We start from the raw sequence: 15645 nt of genomic DNA on the forward strand, positions 1-15645 counted from the left end.
GATCAGAACTCGAACTTCACGCCCACCCGGATCTGGTAGAGCGACTGCTTCGCCTGATTCTGCACAGTGATGTTCGGCTCGGAGAAGCCCGAGTAGCGATACTGTGCGCAGGTCTGGCTCGAGGCCGTATTCGCAACGCCTGCCGTTCCCGTCGGCGTCGCAACCGCCAGGCACTGCACGTTGACCGTGGCCGACTGGTAGGCAAACGCCACCTGGCGCTGCACGCCCCAGTCGTTGTTGATCATGTTCAGCACGTTCTCGATGTCCGCGAACAGCTTCACGCGGCTCGATCCCACGAAGGTCGGCACTTCCTGTTCGAGATGCAGGTCGACCTTCCAGAAGCTGGGCGAACGCTGTGTGTTCTTCGAGATGATGCTGCCACGATACTTCGAGAGGCCGTTCTCGTCGATGAAGGTGTTGAACGCTGCTTCGGTCGCCGCGCTGTCGAAGCTGACGAGCGGATCGCTCGCCGTCGGCACATAGAGCAGGTACCGCGTGTTGGTGCCGTTGGTGCCAAACACGGGCGAACGGCCGGTCGAGGTGTCGCGCATCGTCAGGCTGTAGGGACGGCCGGTGCGATACTCGCCGAACAGCGCGAAGCGGGTTTTGTAGTCCCCGAAGAACGCGTGTTCGTAGTCCACCGAGAACTTCAGCGAATGCTTCACTTCGTAAATCGAAGTGCCGTAGTCCGCGACGTTCGGGTCCGCCATCGTGGCGTTGCCGTAAAGCGAGCCCGCAGTCGCAGACGTGATCGGGTTCACGTCCTTGATATCCTGGAACGTGTAGCTCAGGCTGGTCGTCAGGCCGAAGTCCCATGCCTTTTCGACGCGGCCCACCGCGATGATCGAGCGGCCCTTGCTCGTCGAGGCGAGCACCAGATCCTGGTTGGTCTGGTTGGTATCGCCGGGCAGGATGCCGACCGACGTGCGGCCATAGCGCGGGCGCCCGTCCGGCAGCGTGCCGATCACGACCGAGCGCGCATCGTAATATGTATTGGCGTGGGCCGTCTTGCCGTAAACGAGGTCGGCGCCCAGAAGCCAGCCGTCGCCGAGCGCCCCGAAATCGGCATCATAGTTCGCCGAAAGCGTCGCGCGCCATTGCGCCGGAAGCTCGTAGTCCGGGTGGATGGCGTTGACCGGCGCCGCTGCGAGCGATGCGGTATTGGTTTGGAGATAGTCGAGCACCAGCGGATCGAAGGCAGACGGGTCCACCCCGTTCAGTGCCGCCGCGCAAAGCGCCGCTGCAGTCGGCCCCGCCGGAACGTCACAACCGTCCGTGGACGTATTGCGACGGATATCGATGGCGTTCGTCAGCTGGCCCGTATTGGAAAAGCTGTTCGACAGGAACACGTCCGGCGCACCGCCCGCGAACTTGCCGACACCGCCGCGCAGCACGAAGCGGTTCGTCGGCTGCCAGTCGAAGCCGACCCGCGGCTGGAACACGCCCATGCCCTTGAAGGTCTTCGTGTTCGAAAAGCCGGTGCGGGCAAGGAAGTTTTCGTTGAACGGCACCCTGCTGTTGCTGCCCTGCAGGTCGTAGCGCGCTCCGATCGAAAGCTGCAGCGTGTCGGTCGCGTGCCAGTCGTCCTGCAGACCGAACGTATAGGTCTGCGTGCTGAACCGGGCCGCTGCATCGGCCACGTCGCCGCTCGGCACGGCACCCGCAAGGCGGACGCGATTCGCGATTCCAGCTTCGAAGTCGGTGATCGAGTCGAAGTAATATTCGCCGTTCGCGCGCTGCAGGAACAGGTTGAAGACATCGACATCGGTGTAGCCGACAAGGAACTTGAAGCTGTGCGCCCCGGCCTCCAGCCGCGCCGTCAGGTCGATGGAGAGGTTCTCGGTGTTGAGCTGGTTCGCATGGCGGCTCACGTCCGGGCCAAAATACACGATCGGCTGGGACGTCGACGTGTTGCCGCAAGACGTGCGATCATTGCCCGTCCCCGCTGTGATGGACGTTTCATCAAGGCAGACGCCGATCTGACCGAAGCTCGTGTCGCCGAACGGCGTCTGTCCGCGGTTGTAATCGCGGTAGGCAGCCCGGAATTCGGTCGAAAAGGCATCGGACCACTGCGAGTTGAGCTGGAACGTACCCGAGTTCACCTCTTCGGTCAGCTCATAGCCATTCGAACGATAGCCGAAGGTCGGCCCCGTGTTCGACGTGTTCATGTTCTGACTGAACTGCTGGTTACCCTCGTTGCGGATGTAGGTGAGCGAGACGCGGTGGTCGTCGGTGACGTTCCAGTCCAGCTTCGCCGTCATCTTCTCGTCGGTTTCGCTGGCGCCCTGAAACACGCCGAGCGTGTCGTAGCCGTAAACCGATTGCGCGATCGCCGAGACGCGATCAACCGCCGTCTGCGACAGACGCGGAATCTCGGTCGCGAAGCCCATGCCGGCGGGGCCTTCGTCGACCGGATCGCTTTCCTTCAGCTTTTCATAGGCGATGGCGAAGAACAGCTTGTCCTTCACGATCGGTCCCGAAAGGAAGCCGCCGTACTGCTTGGACGTGAAGTCGAGGTTCACCGGATTGCCGCGGATGCGGTCGCCCGTCAGGCTGTCGTTCGAATAGGTGTAGAAGGCCGAACCGGTGAACCGGTTGGTGCCCGAGCGCAGCACGACGTTTACCGCGCCACCCTGGAAATCGCCCTCGCTGACGTCATAGGGCGCGATCTTCACGGACATCTGCTCGATCGCGTCGAACGGGACGGGGCCGCGCGAAGTCGGCAGGCCGCCGTTGTTGATGCCGAAGTCGTCTGAGAACTGGATGCCATCCACCGAGAAGCGGTTGAGACGGCCGTTCTGGCCAGCGATCTCGATCGTGCGCGCGTTGGATGCGTCGATGCTGACGAACGGATCGCGCCGCGCCATGTCGCGGATATCGCGGTTCACCGAAGCGACGCCCTCGATCTCGTTGCGGCCAAGCGTCGTGATCGGACCCTGGCTCTTCGAACCGGCACCCGAAACCGAAGAGGCGGTGACGGTGATGATCTCTGTGGCGTTGAGTTCGACAGGAAGGCGGAAGGGCTGACCGGCCGTGAGGAAGACGTCGGTGACCTGCGCGGTTTCGAAGCCGGGTGCCGTTACCTCAACCGTGAACGGGCCGCCGATGCGCAGGCCCGATGCGGAGAAGCTGCCGTCCGCACTGGTCGTCGCGCGGGCGACGGTGCCGGAGGGCGTGTGCGTGATCAGGACATCGGCACCGGCAACGGGTGCACCGGCGGCTTCCACGGTGCCGCGGACGGACGATGTCGTTTCCTGGGCAGACGCGGGTGTGGAGAGAGAAACCACCAACGGCACCGATGCAACACTCGCTGCCAGCAAGATCTTGATCGCACGCATTTCCAGATTTCCCCACTTTCGACGGTCGTTGAATGATCGGTTGTGCGGGGAGGACCACACCTCGCACACCCCTTCTTCGGGCCGCTTAGGTGTGCTTTGTTACAGAATTTCTGCGGGAGCAAGGCAAGATTGCGATTCAATTGCTGCATCGCAGCGTGTGGCTTTTTCAGCACATATCAACCACGTGGGTACGTAAAAAAAACGGCGGCACAAGGCCGCCGTTTGAAACAATAATGCCCGTCTGCAGGAATCAGGCGGCGTCGCCCGAGACCTTCTCCTTGGACTTCTTGGCGAAGACCTTGACCGGCTCCTTGCTGCCCCCAACCACATCCTTGTCGATGCGGACCTCGTCGACATCGTCGAAGCTCGGCAGGTCGAACATGGTATCGAGCAGAATACCTTCCATGATCGAGCGGAGGCCGCGTGCGCCGGTCTTGCGCTCGATGGCCCGCTTGGCGATCGCCAGCAGCGCGTCGTCGGTGAACGCGAGCTTCACGTTCTCCATCTCGAACAGCTTCTGATACTGCTTCACGAGCGCGTTCTTCGGCTCGGTGAGGATCTGGATCAGCGCCTTCTCGTCGAGATCTTCCAGCGTCGCGATCACCGGCAGACGACCGACGAACTCCGGAATCAAGCCGAATTTCAGCAGGTCTTCCGGCTCGCAGTTCTTCAGAACCTCGCCCGTGCGGCGTTCGTCCGGCGCAGCGACATAAGCGCCGAAGCCGATCGACTTGCCCTGCAGGCGGTCCGCGATGATCCGTTCGAGACCAGCGAAAGCGCCGCCGCAGATGAACAGGATGTTCGTCGTGTCGACCTGCAGGAACTCCTGCTGCGGGTGCTTGCGGCCGCCCTGCGGCGGAACACTCGCGGTCGTGCCTTCCATGATCTTCAGGAGCGCCTGCTGCACGCCCTCGCCCGAAACATCGCGCGTGATCGAGGGATTGTCGGCCTTGCGGCTGATCTTGTCGATCTCGTCGATGTAGACGATGCCGCGCTGCGCGCGCTCGACGTTGTAGTCGCTCGCCTGCAAAAGCTTCAGGATGATGTTCTCGACGTCCTCGCCGACGTAGCCCGCCTCGGTGAGCGTCGTCGCGTCGGCCATCGTGAACGGCACATCGAAGGTCTTGGCGAGCGTCTGCGCGAGCAGCGTCTTGCCGCAGCCGGTGGGGCCGACGAGCAGGATGTTCGACTTCGCCAGCTCGATCTCGGAGCCCTTGGCGCCATTGTTGAGCCGCTTGTAGTGGTTGTGCACCGCGACCGAGAGCACGCGCTTCGCCTGCGCCTGTCCGATCACGTAGTCATCGAGGACATCGCAGATCTCGCGCGGCGTCGGCACGCTGCCGTCGCTTTTCTTGGCGAGCGCACCCTTGGTTTCCTCGCGGATGATGTCGTTGCAGAGTTCGACGCATTCATCGCAGATGAACACCGTCGGTCCGGCGATCAGCTTCCTGACCTCGTGCTGACTCTTCCCGCAGAAAGAGCAGTAGAGCGTGTTCTTGGAATCGCCGCCGCCGCTGAGCTTGGTCATAAAACGCCTCTTCCGGCCTCCGCGCCGGTTCCTAGTCCGCCTGCCATCCTAGCGCGCACACACGCCGCTTCAATGGTCAATGCGGTCACATTCCCGAAATATATAGCGCCGCCTTGCTCAACGGAACGTGAACGGGCGGGCAGCCTGTTCACGCCGCCTTGGCTTCCTCGTCGGCGGGCGACGGGCGTGTTTCGAACACCTCGTCGATAAGGCCGAAAGCCTTGGCTTCGTCCGCCGACATGAACTTGTCGCGCTCCACGGCGGACTCGATCGTCTCGACCGGCTGCTTGGTGTATTTGGCCATCAGCTCGTTCATGCGCGAGCGGATACGCAGGATTTCGCGTGCCTGGATCTCGATATCGGTTGCCTGGCCCTGCGCGCCGCCCGAAGGCTGGTGGACCATGATGCGCGCGTTCGTGAGCGCGATACGCATCCCCGGCTCGCCTGCGGCGAGCAGGAAGGCGCCCATCGAGGCGGCCTGACCGATGCACACCGTGCCGACGCGCGGACGGATGTATTTCATCGTGTCGTGGATCGCCATGCCCGCCGTGACGACCCCGCCCGGCGAGTTGATGTACATGAAGATGTCCTTCTTCGGGTTTTCCGATTCGAGGAAGAGGAGCTGCGCCGTGATCAGCGACGCCATGTGATCCTCGACCCCGCCGGTCACGAAGATGATGCGCTCCCGAAGCAGCCGCGAATAGATGTCGAAGCTGCGCTCGCCCCGGTTCGACTGCTCGATGACGATGGGGACGAGAGCGTTCGTGAGGCTGCTGACGGGATCGATCATGGGAGTCCTTCGCGGGCGTTTGTCTGTTCCGATAACGGGATAGGTCGGCACAGGTGCGCCCGCTGTCAAGTGGGCGAAGTGGAGGCGAAGGAAGCCCGGGGGCCGGCATGGCCGCCCCCCGGCATCAGTTCGCTCGGTTCAGGCCTTCGCGGCTTTCTTGGCCGGGGCCTTTTTCGCTGGCTTTTTTTCCGGTTCCGCATCGGCTTCCGCCTTTGCAGCCGTTTTCTTGGCGGCGGGCTTCTTTTCGGCCTTCACCGCGTCTTCTTTCGGCTCGGCGTCATCCGCCTTCGCCGTCTTCTTGGCAGCCTTTTTAGGCTTGCCCTCCCCATGCGCGTGACCATGATCGTGGTCATGGTCATGATGGTCGTGGCCGCAGCCTGGGCCATGGACGTGGCCGGTCGGCGTCTCGTCGTCGTCCTCGATCGCCTGCTGCAGATCCTCGCGACTGACGCTGCGCTCGGTCAGCTCGGCCTTGTCGAGAAGCACGTCGACGACCTTGTCCTCATAGAGCGGCGCGCGGAGCTGCGCGGCGGCCATGGCGTTTTCCTGGAAATACTTGACGACCTGCTGCTGCTGGCCCGGATAGCGCGCAGCTTCCTGACCGATCAGGCGATTCATCTCGGCCTGCGTGACGTTCACGCCTTCCTTCTGACCGATTTCGGAGAGGAGCAGGCCAAGACGCACGCGGCGCTCGGCGATGCGGCGATACTCGTCCTTGTCTTTCTCAAGCTCGGCGACCGCGGCGGCGGGGTCCGCCTCGTGGCTCGCCTCGTGCTCCAGCTGCGCCCAGATCTGGCCGAACTCGGCCTCGACCATCGTCGGGGGCACTTCGAAATCGTGGTTCGCGGCGAGGTGATCGAGCAGTTTGCGCTTCAGGTGCGTGCGGGTCATGCCCTGCAGTTCGCCGGAAATCTGGTCCTTCAGGATTTCCTTCAGCTTGTCGAGGCTCTCGAGGCCGAGGTTGGTCGCGAGCGTATCGTCGATCGCGGCGTCCTGCGGCTGGCGCACTTCGGTGACGAGCACGTCGAACACCGCGGGCTTACCCTTGAGGTAGGCGACGTTGTAATCTTCCGGGAAGCTCACTTCGACCTTCACCTTGTCGTTCGCCTTGACGCCGACGAGCTGATCCTCGAAGCCGGGGATGAGGCGGCCGGAGCCGATCTCGATCTGCATCCCCTCGCCTTTGCCGCCTTCGAACTCCTCGCCTTCGACCGAACCGACGAAGTCCATGACGACGACGTCGCCCTGCGCCGCCTTGTAGGTCTTCGGCGCGGCTTCGAAACGCTTCTGCTGGTCGGCGAAGCGCTTCAGCGCATCCTCGATCTCGGCATCGCTCGGCTCGACCACGAGCTTTTCGAGCGCGATGCCCTCGATGTTCACCGACGTGATTTCCGGGAGCACTTCGAGCTCAACCGTGAACACGACGTCCTTGCCCTGCGCATAGTCGTCCGCAAGCGCGACGGACGGCTGCATCGCCGGGCGCAGCTTCTTGTCGGCAACGAGTTTCTGCACGCCTTCCTGCACCGCGCTGTTCAGCGCATCGCCGTGCATCGCCTCGCCGTGCATCTTCTTCACGAGGTTCTTCGGAACCTTGCCGGGGCGGAAGCCGGGCATACGGATCTGGCCGGAGACCTGCGTGATCTGGGCGTCGATGCGCGATTCGAGATCCTTGGCGGGGATCGTCACTTCGTACTGGCGCTTCAGGCCTTCGTTCGTCTTCTCGGCAATCTGCATTTCGTCCGTCGGCTTTCGTTCAAGAACCCAAGTATTTGACCAAAGTCTGGTGCGGGCGAAGGGACTCGAACCCCCACGTCTTTCGACACCAGAACCTAAATCTGGCGCGTCTACCAGTTTCGCCACGCCCGCAGGTCCACCAAGGGGAGACCCCGGCGGCTTTGGCGGCGGTCTATACGCACGCCCGCGTAAGGTGGCAAGGCTTAGGAGGCGGGCGCTTCCCGCACTGCGCCGATCAGGAACTCGATGTTGCCTTCGGGCCCCTTGATCGGGCTTTCGGTGATCCCGAGCACACGCCAGCCGGGCAGCGCCGCGAGCCATGCCTCCACCTCGGCGCAGACACGGGCATGGATGGCGGGATCGCGTACGACACCGCCCTTCCCCACCTCCGCCGGCCCCGCTTCGAACTGCGGCTTGATGAGCGCCACGAGCCGCGCGCCCGGCGCGGCGAATTTCAGCGGTGTGTCCAGCACCTTGGCAAGACCGATGAAACTCGCATCGCAAACGATGATGTCGATGTTCTCGGGGATCTGCTCAGCCGTCAGATGCCGCGCGTTGGTCTTTTCGAGCACGACGACGCGCGGATCCTGCCGCAGCTTCCACGCCAGTTGGTTCGTGCCCACATCGACCGCGTAAACACGCGCGACTCCGCGCGTGAGCAGCACATCGGTAAAGCCCCCGGTTGAGGAGCCCACGTCCATCGCAACGAGCCCGGAAGGATCGATCCCGAAATGGTCGAGGCCCTTTTCCAGCTTGAGCCCGCCACGCGACACCCACGGATGATCCTTGCCACGTACGTCGAGCGCCGCGTCCTCGGCCACCATCTCCCCCGCCTTGGCGACCTTGCGCTCCCCCGCAAACACCAGCCCGGCCATGATGAGCGCCTGCGCCTTCGCACGGCTCTCGACGAGCCCGCGCGAAACGAGAAGCTGGTCAATGCGGGTTTTGGGCATACGATCTCAACGCGCCTTGGGCCGGATCAGCGTCGTCTTGTACGGCATTCCTGCCTTGTCATAAGTCGTCCACTCACCGCACTGCTCGCCGTTCTCAAACCAGCCCGAGCGCAGCTTCGTGCCGTTCTTGCGGAACCATTCCCAATAGCCGATCATCCGGCCATCAAGCATCTGCCCGCGCGCCCAGAGGCTGTCATCCTTGTGGTGCTTGACGAACGGAACAGGCTCCGACGTCACTGTCAGGCCCGCGCGCCCTCGGTCACATTCGCGCTGTTGTGGCGAAGCGCCCCGAGCACGGTCTTCACGATACCCACCGCGTCGAGGCCCGCCTCGGCGTATTGCTTCTCGGGACTGTCCTGCTCCTGAAACACATCCGGCAGGCGCATGGTGCGGATCTTGAGGCCGGCGTCGAGGAGACCTGTGTCCGATGCCATCGTAAGGACATGCGCGCCGAGGCCGCCGATGGCACCCTCCTCCACCGTCACGACAACCTCGTGCGTGGCGGCGAGCTTGCGGATCAGCGCGTCGTCGAGCGGCTTTGCGAAGCGGAGGTCGGCGACCGTCGTCGACAGCCCCTTGGCGTCCAGCTCGTCGGCCGCTTTCAGCGCCTCGCCGAGCCGCGTGCCGAGCGAGAGGATGGCGACCTTGCGGCCTTCGCGAACCACGCGCCCCTTGCCGATCTCCAGCCGCTCGGGCGTTTCGGGAAGCGCAAGGCCGACGCCGCTTCCGCGCGGATAGCGGAACGCGATCGGGCCAACGTCGTGAAGCGCCGCCGTGTGCACCATGTGGACGAGTTCGACCTCGTCCGCCGCCGCCATGACCACCATGTTGGGCAGCGTGGCGAGATAGGTGACGTCGAACGAGCCAGCGTGCGTGCTGCCGTCCGCGCCGACGAGACCCGCGCGATCGATCGCGAAGCGTACTGGCAGGTTCTGGATCGCGACGTCGTGCACCACCTGATCGTAAGCGCGCTGCAGGAAGGTCGAGTAGATCGCGCAGAACGGCCGGTAGCCCTGCGCGGCGAGGCCCGCCGCGAAGGTGACGGCGTGCTGCTCCGCGATGCCGACATCGAAGCTGCGGTCCGGGAATTTCTGCTCAAACTTGTCGAGTCCGGTGCCCGACGGCATCGCCGCCGTAATCGCGACGATCTTGTCGTCCCGATCGGCCTCAGCAATCAGCGCCTTGGCGAACACGCCCGTGTAGCTCGGCGGCCCCGCCTTCGCGGGCGCCATCGCGCCCGTGATCACGTCGAACTTGGTGACGCCGTGGTACTTGTCCGCCGAGGCTTCGGCAGGCGCGTAGCCCTTGCCCTTCTTCGTCACGACGTGGATCAGGCACGGGCCTTCGGCGGCATCGCGCACATTTTCGAGCACCGGCAGCAGGTGATCGAGATTGTGCCCGTCGACCGGCCCCACATAGTAGAAGCCCAGTTCCTCGAAGAGCGTACCGCCCGTCGCCATGCCGCGTGCGAACTCGTCCGCCTTGCGAAGGCCGGAGTGCAGCGGGCGCGGCATCTTCCGCGCAAGCCGCTTCGCGAGGTCGCGCAGACCGAGGAACTCGCGGCTGGAAATGAGGCGCGCGAGGTAGGCGGAAAGCCCGCCCACCGGCGGCGCGATCGACATGTCGTTGTCGTTGAGGATGACGATGAGCCGGTTGCCCGCTGCCTCGGCGTTGTTCATCGCCTCATAGGCCATGCCCGCGGACATGGCGCCATCGCCGATCACTGCGATCGCCTTGCCGGGCGCGCCCGAAAGCTTGTTCGCGACCGCGAAGCCGAGCGCAGCCGAGATCGAGGTGGAGCTGTGCGCCGCGCCGAACGGATCGTATTCGCTCTCGCCGCGCTTGGTGAAGCCCGAAAGCCCGCCGCCCTGCCGGATCGTGCGCATCCGGTCGCGACGGCCAGTGAGGATCTTGTGCGGATAGGCCTGGTGCCCAACATCCCAGATCAGCCGGTCGCGCGGCGTATCGAAGACGTAGTGGAGCGCGACGCTCAGCTCGACAACGCCGAGCCCGGCGCCGAGGTGCCCGCCCGTCTGGCTCACGGCGTCGATCATCTCCGCGCGCACCTCACCCGCCAGCTGCCGGAGCTGCGAAGGCGCCAGTTTCCGTAAGTCTGCCGGGTCTTTGACCGTGTCGAGCAGCGGCGTGTTCGGCGGGTTGGTCAAGGAATCCCCCAAGTGGAATGTCTTTGTTTCTTAACGCTGCGGGGTCGTCTTGTCGATTGCGGTGCGGCGCTCAGGCGCAGCTTGCGCAGGTTCCGCGGACTTCCAGCACGGGCTGCACCGGCCTGAAACCGGCCTGACGCGCACGTTCGCGAACGCTCTCGCTCAGCGAATCATCGTCGAGGTGCGTCGTGCCCCCGCAGCTGTCGCAAACGAGGAAGATGCAATCGTGAACGCATTCCGGGTGCGCGTTCACGATATAGGCATTCTTCGACTCGACCCGCTTGGCGAGGTTGGTCGTCACGAACAGGTCGAGGATGCGGTAAACGCTGTTCGCCGCGACGCGCTTGTCGCGCGCCTTCGAAACCGCTTCCGCGACGTCATAGGCGGAAACCGGGCGGTCGAAGCCCGCGAGCGCCTCATAAACGCTGGCGCGCATATCCGTCCACTGCTCACCTGCCGCCGTAAGCGCACCGGCAGCGGCGGACGTCAGGCTCTCGCCATGCGGTTCATGATGCTTGTGCTTCGTCGCCATGCCCCGATTATGGGCATCCGCAGCCTTCGCGGCAAGTTCCGCCATGCAGACAGCGGATGTTGAGCCAGTGCGCCCACGCCACAAACGCTGCGCCAAGCACAGTAAAACCGAGTTCGCCATGGCCGTGCTGCATCGTCAGCGCGAACGCCATGAAGCCGATGCCGACGAGGCCAAGCGCGATCACCACCCAGCGCCGGTGCCGGAAAACCCCGCGCCCCAGCCCGACGACGGCAAGCGGAATCGCAAGCGCGAGGCCGATCTTGTGGATGTCGTGCTGAAAGAAGCCGGTCGTGCCGACCGAAAGCAGCGCGATCACCAGCGTCGTTGCAAGGCAATGCAGCAGGCACAGCCCCGAAAGGCCGATCGCCGACTTGTCGATCCAGAGGTTGAAGCGGTCCTGCATGGCGCGAGGATATAATGTAACATTATCACATGCGCAAGCACTTAAAACGTTGACCATTCCCCGCAACCGAACGTCAACCAGCGCGGCGCTATTGGCCCGTTTGGGCCAGCACAACAACATCATTCAGGATTCGGGTGGTAACCGGCATGAGCAGCGGCATCGTCAGCGTTTACGTTACCTTCGCCACCGCCGAAAACGCGACGCGTCTCGGCCGCCAGATGGTGGAGGAGCGCCTCGCCGCGTGCGTCAACGTGCTCGGCCCCGCGCTTTCCATCTATCGCTGGCAGGGCAAGGTGGAGGAAGCGAACGAGGTCGCCGTTCTCTTCAAGACCACGGCGGGCTGCGCCGAGATCCTCGCGAAACGGCTCACAGAAGTGCACGGATACGAGAACCCGGCCGTCACCGTCTGGCCGATCGAGCACGCCCCCGCACCTTATGTGCAGTGGGTACGCGCGCAGGTACGTTAGGCGGCAACCGCTCCCGGCATCACTGCATCCGTGTAATCGCTGTCGGCGAGCGCGATGAGCTTGCGGTCGTCGTGGTTCCACGGGTGGAAGCCGGGCAGGAAGAACGCGCTCCACGCCGGGATCAGCTTTCGCACCACGCCGGGCCGGCCGAACCAGAACCACAGGATGCGCGCCCAGGCGCCCGGCCCTTCGATGCCGTCCTGCTTCAGGAGGTAGAGCATCCCCTGGAAGCGCTTCTTCCAGAATTCCTTGCTGACCAGCAGCATCATGATCGTCTTCACGCGCCAGCGCTGCCAGCGCGACCAATCGCGCGTGGCGTGGAGCCAGGTATCGTAGGCGACGCCCTTGTGCTCGATCTCCTCGATGGCGTGCCACTTCCACATGGCGACGAGCTCGGGGTCGGCATCCTTCCAGTAATCGATATCGCCGAGCATCCGCTGCGCCATGATCGCCGTGTAGTGTTCGAGCGCCATGGTGACGGCGAGGTTCAGAATCTGCGGGCGCCCCTTCGTCAGCTCCAGCGATTCGATGACCACGTCCTCAAGGTGCCCGATCTCGTAGCCGGCTTCCGCAACGCGCTTGTTGAACGACACGTGCTCGCGGCTGTGCATCACCTCCTGCTTGATGAAGGCGTTGATCTCGCGCTCCAGCTTGGGCGGCACGCCATCACGGAACGCGCGAACGCTTTCCACGAAGAACGCCTCACCACGCGGAAACGTGACCGACAGCGCATTGTAGAAAGCCGTTGCAATCGGATCGCCGCGCATCCACCAGCGTGATTGCGTCATCCCTCGCCCAAAGCGTCGGTCGCGCGGGGTGATGGTCAGGTCCGCAGGCGTCTTTTCACGGGTCATGACTGTGCTCCTCAATGCACAGGATGGGCTTTACTTACACAAATGTCAATACAACGGAAAAGACTGAGCCCTGAAGACAGCCGCGCCGCCGCGGTGCGGGCCGCGCGGGAGCTGCTGATCGAGGCGGGTCCGCAAGCGGTGACGCTGAAGGCCGTGGCTGGACGCATCGGGCGCACGCACGCGAACCTGCTGCACCACTTCGGATCGGCGGCGGGGCTGCAGAAGGCGCTCATCGAATCGCTCGCAGAGTCTGTGACGGCACAGATCGGCGAGGCCGTGCTGCGCGCCCGCGCGGAGGGCAGCGACCCGCGCGAGGTCGTCGATCTCACCTTCGATGCGTTCGATCGTGGCGGCGGCGCGCTTGCGAGCTGGATGGTGCTTTCCGGGAACGAAGACGCGCTGAACCCGATCCTGGAGGCGATCCACCGCCTCGTCGACAAGCTCGGCGAAGGCCACGACACGGCCGACGCCCCGATCGAGGAGCAGACGCTGTCGCTGGTGCTCACCGCGCTCGGCAACGCGCTCCTCGGCGGGCCGATGGCGGCCGCGCTCGGTCTCCCCCGCGAAAAGGCACGGGAGATCGCGGCAAACCAACTCCGCGCATCAATCGCAGCGAAGCGGGAAACTAGAACGGAAGCTTGAAGCCCGGCGGCAGCGGCAGTGCCGACTGCATTTTCTGCATTTCCTCGTTGGAGGCCGCGTCCGCCTTCCCGCGCGCATCGTTGAACGCAGCGGCGAGCAGGTCTTCCAGCACTTCCTTGTCGTCCGGCACGAGCAGCGACGGGTCGATGTCGATCTTGATGATGCGGCCCTTGGCGCTGGCGCGCACCTTCACCAGGCCGCCGCCCGCGACGCCCAGCACCTCGATGGTGTCGAGCTTGGCCTGCGCCTTCTGCAGCTCTTCCTGCACGTTCTGCGCGGCCTTCATGATGTCCTGAAGGTTCTTCACTGCGCGCTCCTTGATGATTCGGTTTCGGTTGTGTCGCCGATCTCATAGTCGACGAGTTCAGCGTCGGGGAAGACCTCGAACACCGCGCGCACAGCCGGATCGGCCATCACGCGCGCACGCTTTGCCGCCGCCTCGGCCTCGGCCTGCGCCTTGAGGCTTGGCATACCGGGCGAGGTTGTGAGCGTCACCGTCCATCGCTCGCCTGTCCATTCCTTCAGGCACGCACCGAGACGCGACGCGAAGTCGGCGGGCGCATCCCCAGCATTGAGTTCGATCGTCGGCGGCGCATAGCGCAGCAGCTGGCAGCGATCGTGGAGGATCGTTTCGAGCACCGACTCGTGCCCGTCCTCGAACATCTTCACGAACGCCTTGAAGTCGCGCGGCGGCGCCTTGAAGGCCGAGGGCGCGGACGGCGGCGGCGGACGCAGTTCGGTCGGCGCGGATGGCGCACTCCCCTCCCCGCGCGGTTCGGCGAGCAGACGGCGCACGAGGTCGCCCGGATCGGGCAGCGTCGAGGCATGGATGATGCGCAGCAGCGCCATCTCCGCCGCCTGCATCGGCATCGGCGCGCTGCGGATTTCGGCAAGGCCCTTCAAGAGAAGCTGCCACAGCCGGTGCAGCACCGGCGCGCCAAGGCTGCCTGCCCAATCCGAAACGGCGGCGCGTTCCTCCTCGGACATCGCCGCGTCGGGCGCGCCCGTCACCTGCGTGCGCGTGATGCCGTGAACGAGTTCCAGCAGCGCCTCGAACAGCGCATCGGGGCTCGTGCCGAGCGCATATTGCGCGGCGAGGTTGTCGAGCGCACCCTTGCCGTCCCCGCCGATCAGCGCCGCCAGCAACTCGCGCGTGCGGCCGCGATCGGAAAGGCCGAGCATGTCGCGCACGTCCGCGGCCACCACCTTGCCGTGGCCATGCGCGAGCGCCTGATCGAGGATCGAAAGCCCGTCGCGCACCGAGCCTTCGGCAGCGCGCGCGATCAATTGCACGGCCTCATCCTCGATCTCCGCGCCTTCCTTGGCGGCGATGCCGCCGAAATGCGACGCGAGCAGCTCGGTCGGGATACGTTTCAGATCGAAGCGCTGGCAGCGCGACAGCACCGTCACCGGCACCTTCTGGATTTCGGTGGTCGCGAAGATGAACTTCACGTGGCTGGGCGGTTCTTCGAGCGTCTTCAGCAGCGCGTTGAAGGCGTTCCGCGACAGCATGTGGACTTCGTCGATGATGTAGATCTTGTAGCGCGCCGAGACCGCCGCGTAGCGCGCCGCTTCGATGATCTCGCGCACGTCGTCCACGCCCGTCCGCGAGGCGGCATCCATCTCGATCACGTCGATGTGGCGGGATTCGGAGATCGCGACGCACGGCTCGCAGACGCCGCACGGGCTGATCGTCGCCCCGCCCTGCCCGTCCGGGCCGATGCAGTTCAGCGACTTCGCAAGCAGCCGCGCGGTCGAGGTCTTGCCGACCCCGCGCACGCCGGTCAGCAGGAAGGCGTGGGCAAGCCGGTCGCTGGCAATCGCGTTCGCCAGCGTCTTCACCATCGCATCCTGCCCGATGAGCGTATCGAAGCCCTGCGGACGGTATTTGCGCGCAAGGACGCGGTAGGGTTCGGGAATCAGTTCAGACATCGCGCGCAAAGTGGCCGCTGGGCGGCAGGGGCGCAAGGCCGCTTAGGGCTGCTGATGTCGATTGAGGGTGGGAGCCGGAACGACCCGAACGAAAATCGTTACGGCTGCTTCCTTCCGGACCTGACCGGGTTGGCGACGCGTCCGTCCGCCCGACTCCCGGCGCGCATATGGCGCGGGGGGATGCGGAAAGCAAGGGTGGGTGGCGGCTGATCCCTAACCGTCATACCGGCGAAGGCCGGTATCCATGACCGCGGTTTGCATGGATACCGGCCTTCGCCGGTATGACGCATAACGTTTGGATGCGACC

Annotated in this window: 14 protein-coding genes, 1 tRNA gene and 1 other RNA gene; 2 read left to right on the forward strand and 14 right to left on the reverse strand. The window is 64.4% G+C overall.

The window, feature by feature from the left end; translation table 11 throughout:
• Positions 1-2: 2 nt before the first annotated feature.
• From ACFQ00_RS18930 to ACFQ00_RS18975, 10 genes are all read right to left on the reverse strand, one after another.
• The gene (locus tag ACFQ00_RS18930) at positions 3-3338 is read right to left on the reverse strand and encodes a TonB-dependent receptor (RefSeq protein ID WP_381494642.1); all 3336 of its coding nucleotides are present in this window, start codon (positions 3336-3338) and stop codon (positions 3-5) included.
• A 250-nt stretch (positions 3339-3588) separates the two neighbouring features.
• Positions 3589-4866, reverse strand: a complete 1278-nt coding sequence (gene clpX / locus ACFQ00_RS18935) for an ATP-dependent Clp protease ATP-binding subunit ClpX (protein WP_374593379.1) — start codon at positions 4864-4866, stop codon at positions 3589-3591.
• A 148-nt stretch (positions 4867-5014) separates the two neighbouring features.
• Positions 5015-5656 (reverse strand): ATP-dependent Clp endopeptidase proteolytic subunit ClpP, encoded by a 642-nt coding sequence (gene clpP, locus ACFQ00_RS18940; protein ID WP_381494647.1) that lies wholly within the window; start codon positions 5654-5656, stop codon positions 5015-5017.
• A 138-nt stretch (positions 5657-5794) separates the two neighbouring features.
• Entirely contained in the window at positions 5795-7390 is a 1596-nt protein-coding gene (gene tig, locus ACFQ00_RS18945; RefSeq protein WP_381494650.1) for a trigger factor, read from the reverse strand.
• Between the two features lie 47 nt (positions 7391-7437).
• Positions 7438-7522, reverse strand: a tRNA-Leu gene (locus tag ACFQ00_RS18950).
• A gap of 71 nt (positions 7523-7593) precedes the next feature.
• Positions 7594-8343 carry a TlyA family RNA methyltransferase gene (locus ACFQ00_RS18955; protein WP_381494653.1) on the reverse strand — a complete coding sequence of 250 codons (750 nt, stop codon included), beginning with the start codon at positions 8341-8343 and terminating at the stop codon, positions 7594-7596.
• Positions 8344-8349: 6 nt separating this feature from the next.
• Positions 8350-8580: a hypothetical protein gene (locus ACFQ00_RS18960; protein ID WP_381494656.1), complete on the reverse strand. Its 231-nt coding sequence runs from the start codon at positions 8578-8580 to the stop codon at positions 8350-8352.
• A 2-nt stretch (positions 8581-8582) separates the two neighbouring features.
• The gene (gene dxs, locus ACFQ00_RS18965; protein WP_381494659.1) at positions 8583-10508 is read right to left on the reverse strand and encodes a 1-deoxy-D-xylulose-5-phosphate synthase; all 1926 of its coding nucleotides are present in this window, start codon (positions 10506-10508) and stop codon (positions 8583-8585) included.
• Between the two features lie 70 nt (positions 10509-10578).
• Complete coding sequence (locus tag ACFQ00_RS18970) at positions 10579-11040, reverse strand: Fur family transcriptional regulator (protein ID WP_381494662.1); 462 nt, start codon at positions 11038-11040, stop codon at positions 10579-10581.
• Between the two features lie 7 nt (positions 11041-11047).
• Positions 11048-11443, reverse strand: coding sequence for a MerC domain-containing protein (locus tag ACFQ00_RS18975; protein WP_381494664.1), 396 nt, complete (start codon positions 11441-11443; stop codon positions 11048-11050).
• Positions 11444-11589: 146 nt separating this feature from the next.
• Between ACFQ00_RS18975 and cutA the strand changes: the two genes are divergently transcribed.
• Positions 11590-11910, forward strand: a complete 321-nt coding sequence (gene cutA, locus ACFQ00_RS18980) for a divalent-cation tolerance protein CutA (RefSeq protein WP_374593394.1) — start codon at positions 11590-11592, stop codon at positions 11908-11910.
• Here cutA and ACFQ00_RS18985 read toward each other — a convergent pair.
• Entirely contained in the window at positions 11907-12764 is an 858-nt protein-coding gene (locus tag ACFQ00_RS18985; RefSeq protein ID WP_381494668.1) for a metal-dependent hydrolase, read from the reverse strand. The two genes, cutA and ACFQ00_RS18985, sit on opposite strands and share 4 nt — an antisense overlap.
• A 42-nt stretch (positions 12765-12806) precedes the next feature.
• Here ACFQ00_RS18985 and ACFQ00_RS18990 point away from each other — a divergent pair, with 42 nt between their 5' ends.
• The gene (locus tag ACFQ00_RS18990; protein ID WP_381494671.1) at positions 12807-13406 is read left to right on the forward strand and encodes a TetR/AcrR family transcriptional regulator; all 600 of its coding nucleotides are present in this window, start codon (positions 12807-12809) and stop codon (positions 13404-13406) included.
• Here the strand turns inward: ACFQ00_RS18990 and ACFQ00_RS18995 are convergent.
• The 3 genes from ACFQ00_RS18995 to ffs all read right to left on the reverse strand — a co-directional run bounded on the left by ACFQ00_RS18995 (position 13390) and on the right by ffs (position 15499).
• A complete protein-coding gene (locus tag ACFQ00_RS18995; RefSeq protein WP_381494675.1) occupies positions 13390-13713 on the reverse strand; it encodes a YbaB/EbfC family nucleoid-associated protein in 324 nt (107 codons plus the stop codon). The genes ACFQ00_RS18990 and ACFQ00_RS18995 overlap by 17 nt on opposite strands.
• Positions 13710-15338 (reverse strand): DNA polymerase III subunit gamma/tau, encoded by a 1629-nt coding sequence (locus tag ACFQ00_RS19000; RefSeq protein WP_381494678.1) that lies wholly within the window; start codon positions 15336-15338, stop codon positions 13710-13712. Before ACFQ00_RS19000 ends, ACFQ00_RS18995 begins: the two co-directional genes overlap by 4 nt.
• Before the next feature lie 63 nt (positions 15339-15401).
• An RNA gene (gene ffs, locus ACFQ00_RS19005) (signal recognition particle sRNA small type) lies at positions 15402-15499 on the reverse strand.
• Between the last annotated feature and the right edge of the window lie 146 nt (positions 15500-15645).

The sequence above is a fragment of the Sphingosinicella xenopeptidilytica genome, assembly GCF_042676985.1.
GTDB lineage: Bacteria > Pseudomonadota > Alphaproteobacteria > Sphingomonadales > Sphingomonadaceae > Sphingosinicella > Sphingosinicella xenopeptidilytica.